Source organism: Bythopirellula sp., from assembly GCF_041737835.1.
Classification (GTDB): domain Bacteria; phylum Planctomycetota; class Planctomycetia; order Pirellulales; family Lacipirellulaceae; genus Bythopirellula.
In genome coordinates this window covers 148,282-170,386 of the sequence record NZ_JBGSQY010000050.1, presented here as the reverse complement: position 1 = coordinate 170,386, position 22,105 = coordinate 148,282, and the positions used below count along the sequence as shown (strand labels likewise).

General features: G+C 54.8%; 18 protein-coding genes. 8 read left to right on the top strand and 10 right to left on the bottom strand.

Annotation, left to right across the window (positions count from 1 at the left end):
- Positions 1 to 28 precede the first annotated feature (28 nt).
- A complete protein-coding gene (locus tag AC6T8Q_RS16065; protein ID WP_500680044.1) occupies positions 29 to 730 on the bottom strand; it encodes a hypothetical protein in 702 nt (233 codons plus the stop codon).
- Positions 731 to 1,138: 408 nt separating this feature from the next.
- Between AC6T8Q_RS16065 and AC6T8Q_RS16060 the strand changes: the two genes are divergently transcribed.
- Both AC6T8Q_RS16060 and AC6T8Q_RS16055 read left to right on the top strand, forming a co-directional pair.
- Positions 1,139 to 1,687 (top strand): sigma-70 family RNA polymerase sigma factor, encoded by a 549-nt coding sequence (locus tag AC6T8Q_RS16060; RefSeq protein WP_500680043.1) that lies wholly within the window; start codon positions 1,139 to 1,141, stop codon positions 1,685 to 1,687.
- The gene (locus AC6T8Q_RS16055) at positions 1,684 to 3,153 is read left to right on the top strand and encodes a FecR family protein (protein WP_500680042.1); all 1,470 of its coding nucleotides are present in this window, start codon (positions 1,684 to 1,686) and stop codon (positions 3,151 to 3,153) included. Before AC6T8Q_RS16060 ends, AC6T8Q_RS16055 begins: the two co-directional genes overlap by 4 nt.
- Positions 3,154 to 3,285: 132 nt before the next feature.
- Here the strand turns inward: AC6T8Q_RS16055 and AC6T8Q_RS16050 are convergent, their stop codons facing one another.
- The 8 genes from AC6T8Q_RS16050 to AC6T8Q_RS16015 form a co-directional block, all read right to left on the bottom strand.
- Entirely contained in the window at positions 3,286 to 3,705 is a 420-nt protein-coding gene (locus AC6T8Q_RS16050; RefSeq protein ID WP_500680041.1) for a PIN domain-containing protein, read from the bottom strand.
- Entirely contained in the window at positions 3,683 to 3,940 is a 258-nt protein-coding gene (locus tag AC6T8Q_RS16045) for a hypothetical protein (protein ID WP_500680040.1), read from the bottom strand. Before AC6T8Q_RS16045 ends, AC6T8Q_RS16050 begins: the two co-directional genes overlap by 23 nt.
- Positions 3,941 to 4,049: 109 nt before the next feature.
- Positions 4,050 to 5,288, bottom strand: coding sequence for a diaminopimelate decarboxylase (gene lysA, locus AC6T8Q_RS16040; protein WP_500680039.1), 1,239 nt, complete (start codon positions 5,286 to 5,288; stop codon positions 4,050 to 4,052).
- 328 nt (positions 5,289 to 5,616) lie between these two features.
- Positions 5,617 to 6,801, bottom strand: a complete 1,185-nt coding sequence (locus AC6T8Q_RS16035) for a glycoside hydrolase family 113 (RefSeq protein ID WP_500680038.1) — start codon at positions 6,799 to 6,801, stop codon at positions 5,617 to 5,619.
- 3 nt (positions 6,802 to 6,804) lie between these two features.
- Positions 6,805 to 8,742 carry a glycoside hydrolase family 113 gene (locus AC6T8Q_RS16030; RefSeq protein WP_500680037.1) on the bottom strand — a complete coding sequence of 646 codons (1,938 nt, stop codon included), beginning with the start codon at positions 8,740 to 8,742 and terminating at the stop codon, positions 6,805 to 6,807.
- Between the two features lie 79 nt (positions 8,743 to 8,821).
- Positions 8,822 to 9,265 carry a hypothetical protein gene (locus AC6T8Q_RS16025; protein ID WP_500680036.1) on the bottom strand — a complete coding sequence of 148 codons (444 nt, stop codon included), beginning with the start codon at positions 9,263 to 9,265 and terminating at the stop codon, positions 8,822 to 8,824.
- Between the two features lie 29 nt (positions 9,266 to 9,294).
- Entirely contained in the window at positions 9,295 to 10,449 is a 1,155-nt protein-coding gene (locus tag AC6T8Q_RS16020; protein WP_500680100.1) for a DUF1559 family PulG-like putative transporter, read from the bottom strand.
- 368 nt (positions 10,450 to 10,817) lie between these two features.
- Complete coding sequence (locus AC6T8Q_RS16015; RefSeq protein WP_500680035.1) at positions 10,818 to 11,498, bottom strand: hypothetical protein; 681 nt, start codon at positions 11,496 to 11,498, stop codon at positions 10,818 to 10,820.
- A gap of 587 nt (positions 11,499 to 12,085) precedes the next feature.
- On the opposite strand from AC6T8Q_RS16015, the gene AC6T8Q_RS16010 reads away from it, so the two are divergent.
- Entirely contained in the window at positions 12,086 to 13,528 is a 1,443-nt protein-coding gene (locus AC6T8Q_RS16010) for a hypothetical protein (RefSeq protein ID WP_500680034.1), read from the top strand.
- Between the two features lie 137 nt (positions 13,529 to 13,665).
- Here AC6T8Q_RS16010 and AC6T8Q_RS16005 read toward each other — a convergent pair whose 3' ends face one another.
- A complete protein-coding gene (locus AC6T8Q_RS16005) occupies positions 13,666 to 14,742 on the bottom strand; it encodes a LacI family DNA-binding transcriptional regulator (RefSeq protein WP_500680033.1) in 1,077 nt (358 codons plus the stop codon).
- Positions 14,743 to 15,144: 402 nt separating this feature from the next.
- Here AC6T8Q_RS16005 and AC6T8Q_RS16000 point away from each other — a divergent pair, with 402 nt between their 5' ends.
- The 5 genes from AC6T8Q_RS16000 (at position 15,145) to AC6T8Q_RS15980 (ending at position 22,084) form a co-directional block, all read left to right on the top strand.
- The gene (locus AC6T8Q_RS16000; protein ID WP_500680032.1) at positions 15,145 to 16,203 is read left to right on the top strand and encodes a glycoside hydrolase family 130 protein; all 1,059 of its coding nucleotides are present in this window, start codon (positions 15,145 to 15,147) and stop codon (positions 16,201 to 16,203) included.
- Positions 16,204 to 16,299: 96 nt separating this feature from the next.
- Entirely contained in the window at positions 16,300 to 18,192 is a 1,893-nt protein-coding gene (locus tag AC6T8Q_RS15995) for a sodium:solute symporter family protein (RefSeq protein ID WP_500680031.1), read from the top strand.
- A gap of 13 nt (positions 18,193 to 18,205) precedes the next feature.
- On the top strand, positions 18,206 to 20,062 hold the full coding sequence (locus AC6T8Q_RS15990; RefSeq protein ID WP_500680030.1) for a cellulase family glycosylhydrolase: 1,857 nt from the start codon (positions 18,206 to 18,208) through the stop codon (positions 20,060 to 20,062).
- Positions 20,063 to 20,163: 101 nt separating this feature from the next.
- The gene (locus AC6T8Q_RS15985) at positions 20,164 to 20,829 is read left to right on the top strand and encodes a DedA family protein (protein ID WP_500680029.1); all 666 of its coding nucleotides are present in this window, start codon (positions 20,164 to 20,166) and stop codon (positions 20,827 to 20,829) included.
- A 7-nt stretch (positions 20,830 to 20,836) separates the two neighbouring features.
- A complete protein-coding gene (locus AC6T8Q_RS15980; RefSeq protein WP_500680028.1) occupies positions 20,837 to 22,084 on the top strand; it encodes a YidR family protein in 1,248 nt (415 codons plus the stop codon).
- Positions 22,085 to 22,105: the final 21 nt, after the last annotated feature.

Sequence of the window (22,105 nt, the reverse complement as noted above, 5' to 3'; positions counted from 1 at the left end):
TACTTCAGAGGGATCGAGTGAATTGCAATTAACGACCAACTCGACGCGTTCCCAACAACAACACGCAGCACGCGCCCAGCACCAACGACGTCGGTTCGGGAACTGTGGTCCATTCAATGTTGTCGAGGTAATAGCGTGGGTTGTAGGGCTGGACGTTTGGGTTGCTGCTATCCCATTCATAGGCATAACCGGGCGACAAGTTGATCGACAGATTCCAGAAGGTCGCGGTCGGATCAAAGGGTTGCATCGCGGCCAGCGGGATCGACACGTGTTGAATCGTATCTTTCAGGGATGTATCAATCGTGGGATTGGCGTATTGATTGATCGTGCCCCCCACGCCGCCGCCAACCTGGAACTCCACCGAGATCGCTTGGCTGGCATTGTTGGGGAACCAAAGGCTGTCGACAATCACATCGAATTCCAGATGGGTATTTGAATTCCAATCGGGAATGGTGATGTCGGGTGTGGCCCAGTTCTGGCTCGTGATCTGGCCAAAATACTGCTGAGGCTGCACACCCAACCACAACGTTGAACCACCCGCAGGGGTCGCCGTGGCGAAACCGGGGTTGCCTGAATAGTTAAACCAACCTTCCGTGCCGCCGAAGTAAGTTCCGCCGGGATCGAAGTCCGAATGAACTTCTGCCCAAGCGCTGCCACAGGAAAGCGTCAAACCGAGCATGGCTGCCGCCACACAATACTTCCGTATTTTTCCAGCCCATCTCATCTTCATTAGAAGCAACTCCAGAAAAGTGATTTAGAAAAGCTGACCCTGCCACCGGCCGTGCACAGCCGAGAGCAACATCCCGATTGATCGCGGCGTGCCGTCACACCGAGATCGACATTGAAGGATAAGCAGACAACCTGCAACAGCCTCTGCCCCGAGGAATTGCCGAGAACGCACCTGCGTGCGCAGTTTCGCAGCCCACTGCCCGTGGCTGGAAAAGAAAAGTCTTTCTCACCCTCTACTCAATTTCAGCCGATGCGCGGGAAATATCGCAAACAAATTCCAGAATTTTTGCGATAAATCGCTTCCTTTTGCTGAATCTAAGTAAGAGAATCCTCCGTGCTTGCAACCACTAGGCCAGAGCTTTGCAATGCACGGCCAGTCTGATTATCTCGGGGCAGGATCAACGCAACTGTGAATTCCGAAGAACTAAACACCGTGAGCCCGGAAACGGCGACTCGGTTTGTGGAATTACTTACTGTCCATCAGCGCAAGCTCCACGCCTATATCTCGACGCTCATGCTCGGCGATCCCGCCGCAGCCGACGTCCTGCAAGACACGAACATCGACCTCTGGTCAAAGATTCATGATTTCGATTTCGAACGACCGTTTCTCCCCTGGGCCTTTGCGTTTGCCCGGCAACGAGTGATGGCCTTTCGCAAAAGCCAATCGCGGTCGCGATTGCTGTTTAGCGATGCCGCCATGGCCCGTATTGATGAAGAATGCACGCGTCTGGCTGGTGAAGCCGATTCCCGCTTGGCGGCGCTGCAAAATTGCCTGAAGAAACTCAACGACCGTCAAAGCTATCTCATTGGCGAACGTTACCATGCGAAGGTTTCAGTGAAGCTGCTCGCCGCACGACTGGGTGAGACTGCTCACAATGTCGCTTCGCAACTTCATCGGATTCGCATGAGCCTGGCACGCTGCGTGGATGCCACCCTGGCCGCGGAGGAACGATCATGAGCCTCCCTGAGCGAAATCCACAAGTGCGCCGTCTCGAAGAGCTGATTGACTTTGTGCTTGATGGTTCGTGTACCGACGACGAACGCCAAGAATTTTCTCAACTGATTGACGATCATCCCGAGTTGATCAAAGGCCTCACTGAAGAAGTCTTCGTCCACAGCCTGCTGCAATGGCAGAGCGAAAACATCGAACGCGATCTGGCCGTGTTCGGCGTGACCGAAGCTTTGGAAGCGATCATTCCCGCTCCACCCGCCAACGATGTGAAGCGCGAGGCCATGCGTCGGTTCACGACGCTCGGGCTCGCCGCGGCGATCTTGATCGCGGGAGTTTATGCTCTCTGGCAAGCTCGTCAAAACCCCAAATGGCAAGACGTTGCGGTCGCCGAAATCATCGAAGTCGAGAATGTCTCGTGGATGGACGATTCCTCGGCGCTCAAGCCGGGCGACTTAGTCGTGCCGGGTCGCCTGCGGACCGAAGCCGGCGAGTTCACGATGCGTTTCCGCACGGGGCCCATCGTGCGCGTGATCGGTGCGGCTTCGCTGATGGTCGAGTCCGACATGCTTGTGCATCTCGATCAAGGCTTGGCGACGGCCCGTGTTCCTAATTCGATGAAGGGCTTCACGATCAAAACCCCGGTGATCGACGTCATCGATCAAGGCACCGAATTCGGCGTCGCGACCCGCAAGAATGGCTTTACCGACGTGGTGGTGTTCGACGGCAAGGTCGATCTCGCCGACCATATCAACACGGGCAACGGACTCACAAGGTTGGAACAAGGCCAAGCGGCCCGCGTCGATCGCCAGGGCGAGATTCAGCGCATCATGCAAGTTGGCCGCAATCAGCGCGGCAGTTGGTGGACCGCCGATTATCCCGGTTCCGGCGTAAACGTGATTCGTGAAGTCCGCGACAACATTCCCCCGGCGGATGGTTCGCAGTATGTCTGTTATCAGATCAACTACCATGGTTTGGGCGATGACGTCTTTGCTTATGTCGATCACCCCCATCAATGGAATGGTCTGACTGCGGCGGGGCTGCCCGAGTTTCTCGTCGGTGCCGACTTCGTAAAGACGTTCAACGATTATCGCTATAAAGACGATTTCCAAATGACCGTGGAAATGGCCCAGCCGGCGAATCTGTACATCTTCTTCGACGACCGCGTGCCGCCCCCGAAATGGCTCACCGATCAGTTTGAAGATACGGGCGTCGATATCGGACTCGATGAAGGCCCCTGGCCCGCGGGGGATCAAGCGCTGCGGCCCGATTTGCCCGTGTTCAAGAACGCCGTCGGCGGCGGGCAAAGCATCGATAACACGTTCTCGGTCTGGCATCGCCGGTGTGTCGACGCCACGCCCATTGTGTTAGGCATTGTGGGTGAAGAACGACAAGCCCGCGCGATGTACGGCATCGCCGCAACGCCGCTCGGCTTTGGGGCGGTCGCCCCGGCCAATGCATCTACAGAGAATTAATAGCTCAAAGCAATCTTAGGCCGGTTTAATTAAAACTCCACCGTCGCGAAGTAATCGTCGAGCGTTTCCGCCCGGCGGATTTGTTGCACGCTGCCGTCGGGCTTGAGCGGACAACGGGCAATCCATTCAATATCATGCCGTGGCAAATGGATTCACCACACGTACGCCGTCATACTCTTGGCCGTTGTTTAAGTCCTCACTGTAAACAACGCTACAGCCCATCAACCGTGCGGCAGTAAGAATCGCAGCGTCCCAATAGCTGATGTTGTATTTGCGACTGAGCTTCGCAGCCGCGATAACCAAGTCGCGCGTAATTGGCGAGACGGGAATCGAAGCCAAGGATTCCAAAAGCTGTACGGCCTCATCGGATGGTAGATTCAGCTTGGTTTTTGAAGTAGCCACCGAATAGAACTCGGCCAATACTTGTGCTGACAGAGCTAGATCAGATCGATCAAGCAATTCGAGCGCCATCTGGCGGCGCGGCTGATCAGCAACCGCATTCGAGGCAGCGTAGATGAGAATGTTCGTGTCAACGAAGAACTTCGCGGTCATAGATCTGCTCGCGATTCAGAGGACCAACTGATTCCACGTTTCGCCCCCGCACTTGGGAGAAGAGTTCGCTGACACGAACGGCCGATCGGTCGATCTGCTCAGTCGAATCCTGTGTCTCCTTTTCACTTTTCTCACAGACCGTTACTTCAACAGTCGTGCCAGGCGTGAAAGGTACTCCGACGAGATGGATCTCGCCATGACCACCAACTACGGTTGAAGTTTCAAAATGATTCATGCCGCAAACTCCCAACACTTCCCGAATTACACCTTTTATCTTAACGTCGGCATCCAAGGGGAGCAAATTGTGTTGGTCTGCTTAGTTTACAGATCATTCTGCCTATTTATCAAAACTCCACCGTCGCGAAGTAATCGTCGAGCGTTTCCGCCCGGCGGATTTGTTGCACGCTGCCGTCGGGCTTGAGGAGCAATTCCGCACAGCGTAACCGGCCGTTGTACTGAAAGCCCATCGCGTGGCCATGCGCGCCGGCATCGTGAATCACGAGCACGTCGCCAACTTCTAAGTTGGGAAGCTCGCGGTCGATGGCGAACTTGTCGTTGTTTTCGCACAAGGAACCCACAATGTCGACGTTGCCAACCGCTGGCTGATTCTCTTTGCCGATGGCGGTGATATGATGATACGCGCCGTACATTCCCGGTCGCATAAGGTTCGACATGCAACCGTCGACCCCCACGTAGTTCTTGTAAGTCTCCTTGAGATTGATCACCCGCGTCACCAAATAACCAAACGGCCCGGTCATCGATCGGCCGTTCTCCATCAGAATGTTGACGGGGTCCAATCCCGCGGGGACGAGAATCTCCTTGTAAAGTTTCTCGACGCCGGCGCCAAACTCGTTCAAGTCGATTTCGCTATCGGTGGGGCGGTAAGCCACGCCAATTCCGCCACCCAGATTGATGAACTCGATGTTGATGCCGACTTCGCGCTTCACCAACACGGCCAGCTCGAACAACATGCGCGCCGTATCCCACAGCGATTGCACGTCGCGCTCGTTGGAGACGATCATCGCGTGCAAGCCGAATCGCTTGGCACCGAGTTCTTGGCAGCGTTGATAGCCTTGTAAAATCTGCTCGCGGGTGCAGCCGAATTTGGCTTCCTGAGGATTGCCGATGATCGCATTGCCCGTGCGTTCGGGGCCAGGATTAAAACGAAAGCAAATCGTTTCGGGCATGCCCGTCGCGGCCACGAGCGTGTCGATCAAGCTGGGATGATCGAGATTGATGATCGCCCCCAATTCGACGGCCTGCTGGTATTCTGCCGCTGAGGTGTTGTTCGAAGTGAACATGACGGAGTCGCCGTTCAGGCCCAACCGCTCGCTGATGATCAACTCGGCCACGCTCGAACAATCGGTGCCGCTCCCCTCGTCGCGCAGGATCGAAACGATGTGGGGGTTGGGGGTCGCCTTGACGGCAAAGTATTGCTTGAAGCCAGGGTTCCATTTGAAGGCGGCGAGCAGATCGCGCGTTCGCTGGCGAATCCCCGCTTCGTCGTACAAATAAAACGGCGTGGGATATTTTTCCAAAATGGGGGCCAACGTCGCGGCGTCGAACGGCAGAGTCTTTTCCATGGCTCTCAGGCTTTTACAGTCGGGTGGGAGGGATCACGGCGACCCTCGGATTGTAGCAAATGCGTCCGGGCAAGGGTATGCGCGCCGACCTTTCTATATCACGGGCCGAGTCTCACTGAACCGCCAAGTTCGCTAAGGACGCCAAGGAAGAATTTGTAACCACGAAACGGCACGAATGACACGAAGGGATTATTCCTTTGGATTCGTGGAATTTCTTGGCGATCTTGGTGTCCTTGGCGGTTCAATCTGAATTGCCGATGCCCGCGAGACATGAGCCAGACTATGAAACAGGCTCCCAGGTTCGGGGAACATGCTCTCGTGAAATCCTTCACTCCATCACGACTTGCGGCGTTGGCTTGGCGTACCATTCCTTGAGCACGTTTTCCGCTTCCTTGCCGTAGATACAGAAACCTCGATTCTCGGCTGCCTCTTCGTGGGGATAAAGCCGGGCCGGCCAATCCCACCAGGCGTAGCCCATAAACCACGGGGTGTCCTCGAAGGTTTTCAGAAACGCGCGGTAATAGTTGGCTTGCTCCGCTTCGTCAAGCGGACTGTCGGGAAGCGCATCGGGATGCGACCAGGGATAACGCGCACAGCCGCGGACGTTGGTCACACCCGTTTCGATCATCATCACCGGCTTGTGCCATTTCGCGCTGACGAGAGCCAATTGATCCCGAACTTTGACCAACTCCGCGGCGATCTCGGCTTCGCTCGTTGTTTGCTTGACGGCTTCTTCCATCGCAACGCCTTCGGGCGGTGGCACGGGGTAGTAGCCGCTCACGCCGATGATGTCGACCGCATCCCACCAGGGGAGCGTCATCTCACGGCCATGATTGATATCGTAAACAAGCTGACCATCGTAGATCGCACGAACTTCACCAATCGCCTGTCGCCACTCGTCGACGAACTCCTCGGTGGAGGACATCTCGCAACCGAGGCAGAAGATTTCGACGTTCTGCTCCTTAGCAATCTCGGCGTAGTGAATCAAAAAGTTTTTATAGTGATCCCACCAACGCTCCCACGCGGCAAGGTCTTTCACTTCCCCTTCGCGCATCACGGGGTCGTCTCCCCAGGGATCCAATTCACCGGTCGTACCCGCGGCTTTTTCTGTGGCGGTCACTGGCCGATAGAACTTAATCCACGCCCGCCAGATTTGGTCATCACAATTCACGACCGGTTTCAAAATGACTTTGAGATTGTTATCGCGCGCTAACTTGATGGCGTGGCGCACCTCGTCGTCGCTTACCATCTGCGGGTTGTCGTCGCCCCAGGTGAAGTCGGGATCGTTGTGCGATTTCATGTTCGTGCCGAACGCGATACAAACCCATTCGGCACCCGTCTCGGCCAAATGCTTCATCGATTCCGCGGCCTCAGGCGATTCGTAATCGCCCCGCGAACCAACCCAGCCCCAGGAGATGCCTTTCACGAACTCGTGCTTTGTGTTCTCAGGTGGTGCGGCGTAAACAGTTTGCGCAGTGAAAACCAACAGGGCAAGAAGGAGAACAAGATGCATTGATTATCTCCACCGTCGGCTGCCGCCTGTGGCCAGGAATGTTAGAAAACAAAGCAAAAGAGACGACGGCTCAGGCACTTGTGAAGAGATCGACTGTAATTCGGATTCGTTGCTTGTTCCGTACTGCGCTTGCCAGATTTCCAAGTCCAACTCGTTCACGTTGCCATCGCCATTCGCATCGCCATCGGCCAAAGTAGCCGTGCCCGCGGTGCCGAAGCCTTGTTGCCAAGCTAAAAAGTCGCGTCCATCGACGTCGCCATCACCATCAAAATCCGCGTTGTCGGGAAATAAATCCACCAAGGCGATGTTATCGACATAAATCGTGGCACTACCGCTGGGCCATGTGCCGTCGAAGCCAATGTGAAACGCCAGTCCCGATATTCCCGCCGCCAGATTAAATGTGTTCAGTGGAATCTCGACATGAAATGATTGCGTCACGCGGCCATTAATGTCGGCAAAGGGAAATGCTTGAGTCCACGCCCCCGGCGTGGGTTGAAATGAGACGTGCATGTTGAGATCGCTGAGCCCGCTGGGCAGGCTTGCGGTCACATAGCTGACATCCATTTCTAGTACATAGTTGTCGATGTCGTCGGCGAGCGCATTTTGCAGTGTTTGCAATTGTGTGCCGTTCATGTTGACTCGGGCATCCCAGGTCCAGTCATCATCAGTCTTCGTGATGGCGAGGCTCTTCGAACCGTCGGTGGCTCCCGTGGTTGTGGCTTGAGCCAACGAACTTGTGCTGCCACCGAAATTGGGAAAGGCAAAACCGTCGAGTCCGGATTCAAAGCTGTAAAGCAAGTTTCGGGCACCCTGTGCAGGTTGATCACCGGGATCGGGGTTCGTGCCATTCATGAACGCTGAAAGCCATTGAGCCGTTTGTTGATTGGTGGGCTGATTACCGCCGCTGGGATTCATGTTCCATTGACTGCCCGCGGAACCTTGCATATCCCACTGCCAAACATGTGCGGCCAAGAATTCTCCCGCGGCTTTGCGGCCATCAAGGGCTCGCATGAAGCCTTCGAAGGCCATGTTCTGCTCGTCTTGATCGAGAGTTCCGCTGCCGTTTTGGGGAGAAACCGTCGTGCCGTTGTAGGGCAGATAACCGATCTCGGTGAATTTGACCGGCAAGCCGGCGCCCCCTTGTCGTGCGGCCGCGAAAGGCAAGATTTCGTTATCGAGTTTGGTGTTCCAAGCATTTTCCACCTGAGTGATGAAATCCAGGTTGGGATAGCTGCCCGAAGCGTTGGCCTGACCGTTCGACAAAAGCCCAGTAAAATATGAATCAATCCCCACGAAATCGACCGCCGGGTGATCCCAAATCGCGCTCGCGGTGTTGGCGTTGTTGTAGCTATCCCAATTCGCGGCATAACCGATTTGGCCCGTAAAGACGCCGTCGACCGCGTTCAGAACAGAAGTCCACTTCGGATTGTTGCCGCTATTGAGTTCCAGACCGCGCATTTCCGTGCCGATAGTCACTGCATCAGCACCATTGGCTTCGGCCATCGTGGCGACGTCGACGATATATTGCTGATAGTTGTTCCAAAAGTTGGTCCACTCGGCCGAGTTCGGTGTCGGATTGTAGAAACCGCGCCACTGCGTGAAGTTGACTGGCTCGACAAAGGGATTCACGGTCACGCGCATGCCGAGTTGTTTGGCGCGTGCGATGCCTGCAGCGATGTGACTTAATTCGGGGCCACTCGATGACGTGGAGGCGATAGCCCCCGTGCCGGGCGTGTAGTAACGCACGGGGCTCAACGAAACTTCGTCGAAGCCCGCGTCGTGCATCGACTGCACGGCGTTCTGCCAGACAGTGGCTCCGTTACCAAAGTTGCCCCACGACACCATGTTGAAACCAACACCCGGATCGATTCCAGGCTCGTAGAGCACGGGGTTGGCGCAAGCAAACGACAGATGAAACGTAAGCAGTAGAGCGATAGCCACGAGACAGAACTTCACGCGCGAGCCGCCAAGGTGCATCGGTTTTCCTCACTCTCCCGTTCCGCAAGTAAGAAGTACCGCATTAGGGCTTGGGGATTTTGATTTCGAAAGGCAGTTCTTCGGTATTGACCACGATCGGACTGGTTTTGACGCTCGTGTATTCCTCGGGGACCAACAGCTTGCCGGACGCCTCGTCTTTGGCATCAAGAATTGCCACCGTATGCTTACCGCGAACAAGACCATCGCCATACTTATAGCTTGTGACGTTCTCAAAAAGCCCCTTCTCGTCAATGGTTGCGAGTGCCGGGCGCGGGTGTAATTCCGCGACGTTCGATTGATCCAAGCTGAGAAACTGCAACCGCAAGCCCCCCTTGGGCAATGGCGAGCCGTCGTCATAGGTAACTTTGCCATTGGCGGGAACATAGGCGAACGGCGACGCACCACCGTCACAGCCGACCATTTGGCAACCTAGCCATAACATCAAGCAAATCCGCTCTGCCGGTAGTACTTTTCTTCTGTTTTTCACAACATCCATCCCAGGAGCTAGGAGTTGAATTAATTACCGCCGAGCGAAGCAACTCGGCCATCTGACGCGATGTTCAAGAACTGCCAAACACCCATCGACTGGAGGTCCGTGGCACCCAGGCCGATGAAAGGCGAAGAACCAATCGTACCGGCCTGAATAAAGTCGCTTAAGAAATGTACACTGCCATCGGCCATCGCCACAAAGACGCCGCCCGGATGAATGCTACGGACGACACTCTGACCACTGGAATTGAGGCCGGGATCCATCATCATGCATTCACTACGTAATTTGTCTATGCCAACTTCATCTCTGATCTTGGCACCATTGATGATGTCATCTTGCCCAGGCAAGCATTCATTGGGAGCGTTGACGCCGTTGGTGGCATGACGGCAGTGATAATTCGATCCGCACAGCCCTAGGGCCCAGGTGCCCCGCGGGTCACTATCGCTCAATCCTTGCCGCATCTCGGCCAGCATAATCGTATTGCTAGTGCCATCGGTGATGCGCTTCATATTCAAGGGATTACCAGGCGTACCCATACCAATATTGTATTCCAGCCATTTGCTCAGTTCCCCGGTTGCGGTGCCGAGGGCCTCGCCGATGGCCTGGCCATTGGGCCAGAACTGAAAACCGTTGAGAGCATAATTGCCCCGCGCCCATTGTTCTGGAGTACCAGTAATTCCCTGGTAAAAGGGACTGTCACCTGAATCGCTCGGACAGAGCATCACGGGCAACTGCGCAGAACGGACGGCCAGATTAAAATTGATGTCGCTAGGGTTAAAAAATCGGATCGTGGTGTCGTTGAATTGCGCTATATCATAGAGGTTCTGCTGCTCGATATAGGGCAGAGTGTCGATGGCCCAATTAGAAAACAAACGTGTCGGCAGGAGCATGTCGGGGTAGGCTTGTCCCGACGCCACCTGCTGTATGGCGATGGGGGCGGGAAACTCTCCTTTGGTGTCGTGGTGATTCAGCAAACCGAGGCTGAGATTTTTGAGATTGTTGGTACATTGTGTGCGACGCGCTGCCTCGCGGGCTGCTTGGACTGCGGGAAGCAACAACGCGACCAAAACACCGATGATGGCAATGACCACCAGGAGTTCTACAAGAGTAAATCCTCGCTGTTTCGATAGTAAAAGCTGACCTCGTTTCTGAAGGGCCGTCGCTGTTTTTGCTGAGCACATCGTCATCTCATCTCCAATTTCAAGGAACAGTCCAGAGTCAGTCATTTTCCAATGACACAGCCCCCACAGCACAATGGCTCTGCTTGTCGGGAAAGCCATATATTGGAATCTCTTGTTACAGTAAGAAGCTGCGGTCTGCCCCGCTCGTATGAGTCTCTTCGCCACCTGGGAAACGCGATGCACCGTTAACGTGCCAAATAGCGTTTTCTCACGCCCCGTCGTGGCAAAAAGTTCAATCGCACGCCCGCAGCCTCGTCGTTCTTCGGGCGAATCGCATTTATTTATAGGAGCCGGCTTGAAGGCTCCCATTCAAGCCGGCATCTATCATTCGTTGTCACGCGACTAACTCATTTACTTTAACTTTCTCGCTACTGAACCTTCGTTTGTCGACTCAGGAGGATGCACGAGGCAGTCAATGTCAACAGCGTCAACGAAGCAGGTTCAGGTACCAAGCGAATATTATCCAACCACAGGGTCACGGGGCCAGGAATGTTCTGCGCTGGTCCGCCGTAAATCTGTAAGGTCAAAGCACGTGTCGCCGTCATATTAAGACCTCCGTTGCCTGTAGTGGGCACCGAAAAAGTCTGCCAACCGGAGACTGCCGGCAGGTTGATGCCCGATTGGTTGCCCCACGTGTAGCCATCAGTTTCTCGGGAAACAAATTGCAAAAATCCATAAGCCCCAAAGGCGTCCAACGAGGAAGCCGCGGTGTTGACTTTCACGTCGAACTTTAAGGTCGGGCTCCCCGTCAAGTTGGTCGGCGTACCGAACAAGTCACCGGTGAAGGCAATACCGCCGCCGGGGAAATTAAATGTCAACCGTGCCGCGCCCGGCAGATTTCCCGGCGAACCCTCACTAGGATCATGCGAGATCGTCGAGCCGCTCGCACCAAAGTCAAATTTCCAGCTTTCCAGATTGGCATCAAAATCATTGATCACGGTCGCGTACACGGGCAGTGCGCCCGAAATCGCGGCAACCAAAACTGCCAATACCGTGCTGCGCCGGAAAAGGACCCTCAATCGAAACGTTGTGAAACTACTTGAATTCATTAGAACCCTCCCTCAAAAAACAACAGGAAGTAAGACAAAGCGGAACTTTTTGAGAAGTTACCGATTAACCCAGAAGAAAAAATCAAGTCGCAAGATGAGCCAGAAAAGAACACCGACAAAAGACCGCCGCTGCATGACGAACCCAAAATTAAAGCCAATCACGCAGTGATGTTGATTGTATTTTAACATCGTTCACAGTTGAGTCAACTACTTTACTAGCGGGGAAAAGCCATCTTTTTCGTTCTTCGCGGTTGGCGGAATGTCAGGCCGGCTACCACCGATGCCTGAGCGGTGGGTCATGCCTTGCTTCCCGCTTGTGTCGGAAAAAATCCATGCTTGCTGCTTGAGTGCCGCAGACACGCGACAGGAATGTCGAAGCCAACAGGCGTTTGAGAAAACTTTTTAATAAGCCTAAGCGAAAATGTTTCACTTTCTTGGTGGGCAAGAACCACAAAAGCAAAAACCGTAAAAAACCGCTGGACAGATGGTCGGGCTGATATAAAATGCAACTAGTTTACCAGGCGGTTTTCTGCGTTTTTTGCTTTTCTTCCGAGTTCTCGGCGAATCATCTTCAGGAGCACCTTACGATGCGATTCTATTTGAATGTTGTATGTGCGTTTTTATTTGTGGCCTCGTCCACGGGGCAGGTGTCCGCTCAAACGTTGCTTTACTCATTTGAAACTGGTCTCGAAGGATGGGCCCCCACGGGGCAGGCAGATTCTGACTACGTAAGCCACGCCCAATTCACGGGCAATGCGACCAATGGAACCAAGAGTATGCAGGTGATCACCGGCACGGGTTTCGGTCGAGACGTTCAAATCGACGTACCCGCGGGTCCTGTGTTCGATGCACTACAAGCGGCCACAGCCGATCTTGATGTTTTTACACTGGACTTCGATGTCTCCTTCGATGCTACTAGCTGGACAGGTCTGGTTAACGGCGGCACATATGCGGAGTTCAATATTTTCGCCAATTCCACGACGGGAGGATTTCGGGAAGCCTTTGGCACCGGTAATCGAGCCCCCTATTCTGTTCCCGGTACGATTAAGTTGAGCGTACCAGTAGCAACTCTTTTCGCTGCCGGTCCCCAGGATTTTTATCAATTTGGAATTGGCACGAATAGTGATCCCCTCGGTACCGGAAGTTTCAAATACTATGTTGACAACATTCGTTTGACCGAGATTCCTACGTTTGTCGAAGACACGCTCTTCTCGTGGGAAACCCCAGACAATCCTGGCACCCCCGCCGTTAATGAACAGTTCGAGGGCTGGGCGGATGGCTTTTCCGGTGCACCCTATTTTCATACTCGCACGATCACCACGGAGGGTGCGACCGACGGCTCATCGGCCATATCGTTCCGATCTCCCGCGGCCGGCTTTAGTTGGGGCAGCCAATTCCAAATCGATAGCGGCGAAAATGGCAACCCGGCCAATCAACCACGGATCGATCAATTGATTGATCAGATCAATGGCGCGGACAGGATTGCCTTTGATGTCACATTCCCCGCCGATCAATTCCCTGACAATCCTAGTTTTTTGAGTCTCTTTTTGAATATCTCCGATCAGTCGGGAACATTCTATCAATCTTCCCCGATACAAGCGGGTAACCCTTCCGGTTTGGCTGGTCAGACGGTCACCCTCGAAGCTCCCTTGAGCAGTTTTACCGCAGGCGCGCTAAATCTTGCGACCAACGACCTCGTGGATGGAACCTACTTCCGAATGGCGTTGGCTACGAATTCTAATAGCCCTGTCACCTTTATCATCGACAACATTCGGACCCTGAGCCTCGAATCCACAGGCACACCGGGAGATTTCGACGAAGATGGGGATGTAGATGGTCGAGACTTCCTTGCTTGGCAACGAGGTGAATCTCCCAATCCATTTACTGCGGGTGATCTTGCAGAATGGCAGAATGCGTACGTCAACGGTGGTTTGGGAGCCGTGGGGTCTTTGGCCTCAGTGCCCGAGCCAAATTCTCTACTCATTCTTGCCATTGGCCTGATGTTGGTACATGGCAAAAGAACTCGTTAAAATGAGCGACTGACGGAAACTGAAAAAAATCGAAACCCTGACTCTGGCTTAACTACCCAGCGCCAGGGTTTCGCCATTAGAGTCTCAATTGCACATTAGAGTCTCAATTGCAGGTGTGGCTCAATTGCAGGTGTGGCTCAATCTCGAGCTTTGATTAGGCTTTGCTGCGCTGTTGAACCGCGAACGATCAAGTCTGCTCCCACGCGAATCGTGGTTGGAGGGTGATCGGCGAAGTCGCCATCGAGCCGATCGAGGATCAATTGCGCCGCGCGACGGCCGATATCCTTGGGCCGCTGGCGCATGGTGGTGAGAGGGGGCCGCAAGCTAGCAGCGAAATCCAGATCGGCAAAACCCACCACCGAAAGATCCTCGGGGATGCGCAGCCCCAACTTCGCGGCGGCTTCATAAATATAGAGTGCTTCGTGATCGGTGACGCAAAACACCGCCGTGGGACGCGGCTCTTGTCGCAAAATTTCTTCGGCGATCTCGAGGCCATCGGTTCCCCAAGGATTGAGCCGCCAGCTTTTGATTTTCACTTCGGGGTGATCGGCCAGCGCTTGCTCGAACGACTCACGGCGACGGACTGCCCAGGCTTGCCAGGCGGTTTCGCGCGACGATAAACAGGCGATATTTTTGTGCCCCAGCGACACTAAATGCTGCGCCACGGCCTTCGCACAGCGTTGTTCATCGGTTTCGATGGAATCGGCAATCTGGTCTTCGGAGAACTCGTGATCGACCACGACTACCGGCACGCGGCGTTCTAAAAGCTCGCGAAAATGCTTGTAGTAAGCCACCGCGAACGACGGCCAAAGAATCAATCCATCCACGCGGCGATCCAGCAACCGGCTGATCTGCCCGAGCCCTTGGTCGTCGTCCTTTTCGAAGTGGGGCATCTCCTGGCAATCGCCCACCCAGACCGTGATTGGCAAGTAGTCTGCCCCAGCGAGCACCAAATGAATCCCTGCCAGCACGTCGACCCAGAACGAATCGTAGGGCGGGATCATCACGCCGATCATCTTTGTGCGACCGGTTTGCATCCCGTTGACGAGCAGGTTCCGCCGCCAGCCGAGTTGGCGCGCCGCATCTAAGACACGCTGGCAGGTTTCCTCGCCGAAGCGATCGCGCTCGCCACGCAAAATTCGCGAAGCGGCACTCATCGAAACATTGGCCGCTTGGGCGACATCTTTTAAACGAGGCGCGGACGAACCAGACATGGAAACCACCAACTGCGAAAAACAACGGGGATATCCTCGCCATGATCCACCAGAAGAGTAGCCGTGACAACTGCATTGGGGCGCGGGAATGCCGCGAGAGGGATGCTCAACTACTTGAACTGTCTGTAGTTGGCTGTTAAAGTAGTTGATAGGTTGGTGACAAACGGTCACTGTGCCCGGAATTGATGGCCTTCTCTGAGCATCGCTGCTCAAGTAATTGAGTTGAAGGGCATCATTCACTCCTCGTGATGTGTGCGCTGCTGGCGGTTCAATTCCCGCAGAACGCTTAGAAGTTAGCCAGCGAGGCGCGCTGAAGTTCCCCAGAACTAGAGCCAAAAACTAGAGAATGTGCTTTGCGACAATACGTCATCAAGTTGTCGCACGGATAGGATGGAGAGTTCGATGAATAAATCTTCGCAACCCGGAAATGGTGCAGCCGTGGCAACCCCCGCCAGCCGTGAGACGACTCGTAAGAGCGTGCAAGCTCCGGCTTCGATTCCTTGGCAACAACGTCCCGCGGGTTGCAAAGATATTGTCTGGCGGCATTCGGAGAATCCGGTCATCGGTCGTCACTACATCCCCGGCGCGCAAGGCATTTACAACAGCGCCGTCGTGCCATTCGGCGATGGCTTCGCCGGTGTGTTTCGTGTTGAACTGCGTTCACGCTATCCGCATCTCCATTCCGGTTGGAGTGAAGACGGGCTGACGTGGCATATCGAGCCGCAACAAATGCGCTTCGTTAACGATCCTGAAGGAATTCACGTTAACGACTACGCCTACGATCCACGGGTCTGCAAAATCGAAGACACGTATTACATCACCTGGTGCGGCGGGCATAATGGCCCCACCATCAGCGTCGCCAGCACGCAAGATTTCGAGCGGTTCACGCTGCTGGAAAATGCGTTCCTGCCGTTCAATCGCAACGGCGTGCTGTTTCCGCGCAAGATCAACGGCAAGTTTTTCATGCTAAGCCGCCCGAGTGATAACGGCCACACTCCGTTCGGCGATATTTACGTCAGCCAAAGCCCCGACATGATTCACTGGGGCAAGCATCGCCTCGTGATGCGTAAGGGTGGCGATCATACCGGCCAATGGTGGCAGCGGACCAAGATCGGCGCGGGTCCCATCCCCATCGAAACCGAAGACGGTTGGCTTATGATCTATCACGGCGTGATGGATACGTGCAACGGTTTTGTTTACAGCATGGGCGCTGCGATCCTCGATCTCGACGAGCCTTGGAAAGTGCTTTACCGCACGAACCAGCACTTGCTCACGCCCGAGGCCGATTACGAAGTTTTCGGCCATGTGCCGAACGTGGTGTTCCCTTGCGCGGCGTTGTGCAATGTCGAACAAGATAAACTCGCGATATACTACGGTGCAGCTGACACGGCTTCATGCGTGGCTTATGCCCACGTAAGCGAGCTGTTGGCGTTCACCAAAGAAAACTCGGCCGTGTTTTGATCGCGGCCCTTTTCGGCGATGGCACCAGCGGTCAGGATGACACACACTTTTCTGTTCTATTCTCTTGTTTGGCGATGAGGTCGTTCCACGCGATCCATGGTTGATCTCAATCTCCACACAATCGATCTGGCAATCATCTTCGGCTATATCGTGGCCACGATTGCGATCGGCTTTTGGATCTCAAAGAAGGCCTCCAAAAGCATCGACAACTACTTTCTCGGCGGGAACACGATTCCCTGGTACATGCTCGGTTTGTCGAACGCCTCGGGCATGTTCGACATCAGCGGCACCATGTGGATGGTGTATCTGCTGTTTGTCTACGGAATGAAGAGCGTTTGGATTCCTTGGTTGTGGCCCACGTTCAACCAAATTTTCATGATGGTGTTTCTCTCGATCTGGTTACGTCGCTCGGGAGTGATGACCGGTGCCGAGTGGATTCGCTTTCGTTTTGGCGATAGTCGCGGCGCACAGCTGGCACATTTGATCGTCGTGGCCTTCGCGCTGGTGAATGTGATCGGCTTTTTGGCTTACGGTTTCATCGGCATCGGCAAATTTGCCGCTGCCTTCTTACCCTGGGAGCTTTCGGAAGACCCCGCCACTAACGTCAACTACTACGGCTTGATCATTACCGCGATCACCACGGTTTATGTCGTCAAAGGAGGCATGTTCAGCGTTGTCTTCACCGAAGTTCTGCAATTCTTCATTATGACCGTGGCCTGTATTTGGGTCGGCATCATCGCGATCATAAAAGTCTCGCCGGAGACTCTGGCGAAGGTTGTCCCCAACGGCTGGGAGGATATCTTTTTTGGCTGGCATCTCAACCTCGATTGGTCGGGGAAACTCGACGCGGCCAACAGCAAGATCGCGGCCGATGGTTGGGAGTTGTTCGGCTTGTTCATCATGATGACGCTCTTCAAGGGCGTGCTGCAAAGTCTGGCGGGCCCCGCACCCAACTACGACATGCAACGCGTTCTGTCGGCGAAGACACCGCGTGAAGCTGCCTTGATGAGTGGATTTGTCAGCCTCGTGCTGCTGATTCCACGCTACATGTTGATCTCGGGGCTTACGGTGCTTGCGCTCGCTCACTTCACCGACGAGCTTGCCGCGCAAGGGGAATCCATCGATTTCGAACTGATCCTGCCTCTCGCGATGCGCGAGTTCATTCCGGTCGGACTGCTAGGGCTACTCATCTCGGCCCTACTGGCGGCATTCATGTCGACCTATGCGGCCACGGTCAACGCTGCTCCGGCGTATGTCGTCAACGATATTTACAAGCGCTACATTAATCCCAATGCCAGCGAAAAAACGTACGTCCGCGCGAGTTACGCGACTTCGCTGATCGTGGTGATCATTGGAACAGGATTTGGTTTCCTCACGAATTCGCTGAACGACATCGTGCAATGGATCGTCACGGCACTGTATGGCGGTTACGCGGCGGCCAACATGCTGAAATGGATTTGGTGGCGATTCAACAGCTATGGATACTTTTGGGGCATGGCGGCGGGAATGCTAGCCGCAGGGTTTGTTCCACAAGTCACGACACTGCTCGCCGAGAACAACGTCATTCCTTCTCGGCCCGCCGAAATCTTTCTGTTTCCAGCTATCTTGTTGATTTCCCTCGTCGGCTGCATTTTGGGGACTTTGCTCACCCCACCCGACGATTTGGAGACGCTAAAAAACTTTTATCGCCGCGTCAGACCCTGGGGTTTTTGGAAACCGATCCACGATCTTGTCGCCCAAGAAAATCCCGAAATTCTCGCGAATCGTGACTTCAAGCGTGATGCGTTCAACGTGGTGGTCGGCATTGTTTGGCAAGTCGCTTTGACGGCCGCGGGAATCTACATCGTTCTTCAAGATTACCGTTCGCTGGCCGTGACCATTGCTATCATCCTTGCCACTTCATGGATTCTGAAGCGAAGTTGGTATGACCAGCTGGTCGACTTTCCTCCTGATCTCAACACGACGCGTCAGTCCGCCTCATCCCCATAGATAGGGCCGTTCCATGCTCCGGACATGCTTGTTTATTTGGAGTTGCTGCTTCACGTTGAATCTTGCAGCTCCTGGTGTGATCGCCGAGGGCATCGAGCACTTCATCACGCGAGATGGCGACAAACTCATGGACGGCGATACGGAGTTTCGCTTCGTGTCGTTCAATATTCCGAATCTGCATCAAGTGGAAGACGACTTGGCCCCCGGCAGAAAAGCGGCTTGGGGCTGGCCTACGGAGTTTGAAATCACCGACGCGCTGGAATCAATCAAGCAGATGGGGGGCAACGTCGTACGCACCTACGTTCTGACGGTCCGTCGTGAAGGGACCGACATGGGCGAGTTTGTCTATGTCACGGGGCCCAACGAGTTCAACGAAGAAGCCTTTCAAGTGCTGGACTTAGTGCTGAAAATCGCGCGTGAGAAAGGGATCCGCGTCATCGTGCCGTTCGTCGATCAGTGGTGGTGGATGGGAGGCCGCGCGGAGTACGCCGCCTTTCGTGGTAAGCAGCCCGACGACTTTTGGACTAATGAAGAGGTCATTACAGATTTCGAGAACACGATTCGCTTTGTGCTGAATCGCAAGAATTCGCTCACGGGCGTGGTCTACAAAGATGACCCCACGATCTTCGCGTGGGAGACAGGCAACGAAATTAAACCGCCGCAAGCGTGGACTAATCGCATCGCGAAGTTCATCAAAGGGATCGACTCCAATCATTTGGTGATCGACGGCAATTCGTTGCAGGGCGTCTCCCAAGAGCAACTCGATGCCCCCGACGTCGACGTGATCACGACCCATCACTATCCGCAACCACTCGGGAACTTCATCGATCCGATTCGTGAAGCGTGGGACAAATGCCGTGGCAAGAAACCTTACTTCGTCGGCGAGTTCGGCTTTGTCCCCGCGGCGGAAGTCAAACAGGTTCTCGATCTGGTTGTGAATGAAGGGATTAGCGGCGCGCTCGTCTGGAGTTTGCGCTATCACCATCGCGATGGAGGTTTCTATTGGCATAGCGAACCGCTCGGCGCAGGCGTGTTCAAAGCCTATCACTGGCCCGGCTTTGAGAGTGGCAAGCCTTACGAAGAAACAGAAACTCTCAAACATATGCGCGAGGCCGCTTATGCGATTCGTGGCCTCGAAGTTCCTGCCCTGCCAGCACCCGAGCCCCCCACGCTGCTTCCAATTACCGATCCCAGCATGATCAGTTGGCAAGGCAGCACAGGAGCTGACGGCTATGACGTGCTGCGTGCGAAGAACCAAGACGGACCTTGGGACACGGTGGGCGAGAACGTCAGCGATGCCGCGTTTCCTTATGCGCCGCTGTTCCACGACGATACGGTCGAGCCCGGCGAGAGTTATTACTACGCCGTCGTTGCGCGTAACGAGTCGGGTTCTTCTAAACCCTCGAACGTCGTTGGCCCGGTCAAGGTCGTGCGGCGAACTCTGGTCGACAACTGTTTGGATCTTTCCAAAGTAAAAACCGCGGGGGACGTGCAGTTGGCCAGCGGTGAAGACCGTAAGACACGCGAAGATTTTCACCGCATGAAGTTTGCCCCCGGCAGTTCGATTACTTATCACGTCGACGAACCGATCGCCAGCTGGTTCATCGAAACCTATTTCGGCGACGAGGCTTCACAATTACTGGTGAGCGCCTCGGCAGATGGCACGAAATTCGAGCCCTGCCAGACGCACTACCAGGAGTGGTCGAGCGTCAAGAACGATTACGGCTATCTCCGTCATGTTGTGATTTCGGGTGACGGCGTACCGCAAAATGCTCGCTATCTGCGGTTTGAGTTCCCTGCCGACAGTGCCAAGGAGGCGACGGCTCAAATCGGCCGTGCCGTGATCCATTACGGCCAAATCGCGGAATAATCGCCCCGCAGCGGGAAAATTCTTCGCTCCCGCTTTCCGGCGGGGGCTGCTAGAATCCTCAGTTTCCCATCCGCCCGCGACCTGCGCTGTATGATTGCTTCATGGATACGCTCATCGATTTGATTTTGCACCTCGACGCACACTTGGCGGAGTTCGTCGGGCAATACGGGGCTTGGGTTTACGCCCTGCTGTTTCTGATCATCTTTTGCGAAACGGGCTTGGTCATCACGCCGTTTTTGCCGGGTGACTCGTTGCTGTTTGCCACGGGGGCGCTCTCGGCTTCGGGGATTTTGAATCTCTGGGTCGTGCTTGGCTTGCTCCTGTCGGCGGCTATTCTGGGCGATGCGGTGAACTACTCGATCGGCCACTATCTCGGGCCCAAGATCTTTAAAGCGGAGGATCGCTCCGGGTTCTGGCATCGGATGCTCAACCGTGACCATCTAAACAAAGCCCACCGCTTTTTCCAAAAATATGGCGGCAAAGCGATTGTCCTCGCGCGATTCGTGCCGATTGTTCGTACGTTTGTGCCGTTTGTGGCCGGGGCTGGCAGCATGGCCTATTCCCAGTTCGTGGTGTTCAACGTCTTAGGCGGCATCTTGTGGGTCGGCATCTGCACATTGGCCGGCTATGCCTTTGGCAACATGCCGATGGTAAAGAATAATTTCACCGCCGTTGTGATTGGCATCGTCGTGATCTCGCTGCTTCCTATCGTGTGGGGCTACCTGATCAGCCGGTTGGCCCGCGAGGAATTCAGCAAGCCCGAATGAGTTGACCATGCCAGGGCAAATCACAAAGGCTTCCCACGGCCACCTTCTCACCAATACGGCCGTTTGGTCCCCCGACAGCCAGTGGATCGTCTACGACGTCCGCAGCGATGCTGATGGGGCATTGTTCGATGGCACGCGCATCGAGCGGGTGAACATCTCCACGGGCGAAGTCGAAGTTCTCTATGAAAGTCGTCACGGGGCGTTCTGTGGCGTGCCGACTTATCATCCCACGCGGGAACAAGTGGTCTTCATTCTTGGGCCGGAACATCCCACTCCCGATTGGCAATACTCGTTCTGTCATCGACAAGGGGTGATTGTCGAGAGCGATCGCCCGCAAGTGATTCATAATCTCGATGCCCGTGATCTGATTTCGCCCTTCACGCCCGGCGCGCTGCGCGGAGGATCGCACGTTCACGTTTTCAGCCCTGATGGCAAATATGTAAGCTTCACCTACGACGATCACATTCAAAACGAACTCGGCCGCAATCAACGCAACGTCGCGGTTGCATTAGCCGGCAAAGAGGTGAAGGTTCCACACACGCATCCACGCAATCACGACGGTACGGATTTCTCGGTGGTGATCACCAAAACAGTCGCCAATCCCCAGCCGGGTTCGGACGAGATTTGCAAAGCGTATGAAGACGCTTGGATCGATAGCCGTAGAATAGCCTTCTTGGGCGATGTTCTGACCGAACAAGGTGAAATCGTCACCGAGCTGTTTGTCGTCGATCTTCCCGAGGATGTGACGGTTGCCGGATTGGAACCACTCGCGGGCTCGGCGACTTCCCCCCCTGCCCCACCGCTTGGCACGGCACAACGCCGATTGACGTACACCGCAACACGTAAGCATCCGGGCATTCAGGGACCACGGCATTGGCCGCGCAGTTCGTTTGATGGAGAGCGTATCGCTTTCCTGATGTGCGACGACGCGGGCCGCGTGCAGTTGTGGACGATTTCACCCTCCGGTGGCGAGCCGCGACAAATCACACATCACAACTTTGATATCTCCTCGGCATTCAATTGGCATCCCGATGGTGTCCAGCTCGCAGCGATCGCCGATGGTAGCGTCATGTTAATAAACTCAGATTCTGGCGACTCTCGCAGGCTCACGAACGCGGTCTTTGGCGAATTCTCCCCGCGGGGTGAAGCTTGTGTCGTCTCGCCCGATGGGCGGCATGTCGCCTACGTGCAACCAGTCCACCGAGACGGTGCAACGTATAACCAGATTTTCATTGCTGAAACGGGTCTCTGCTAATTCTGTCTGCGCAGCAGACCT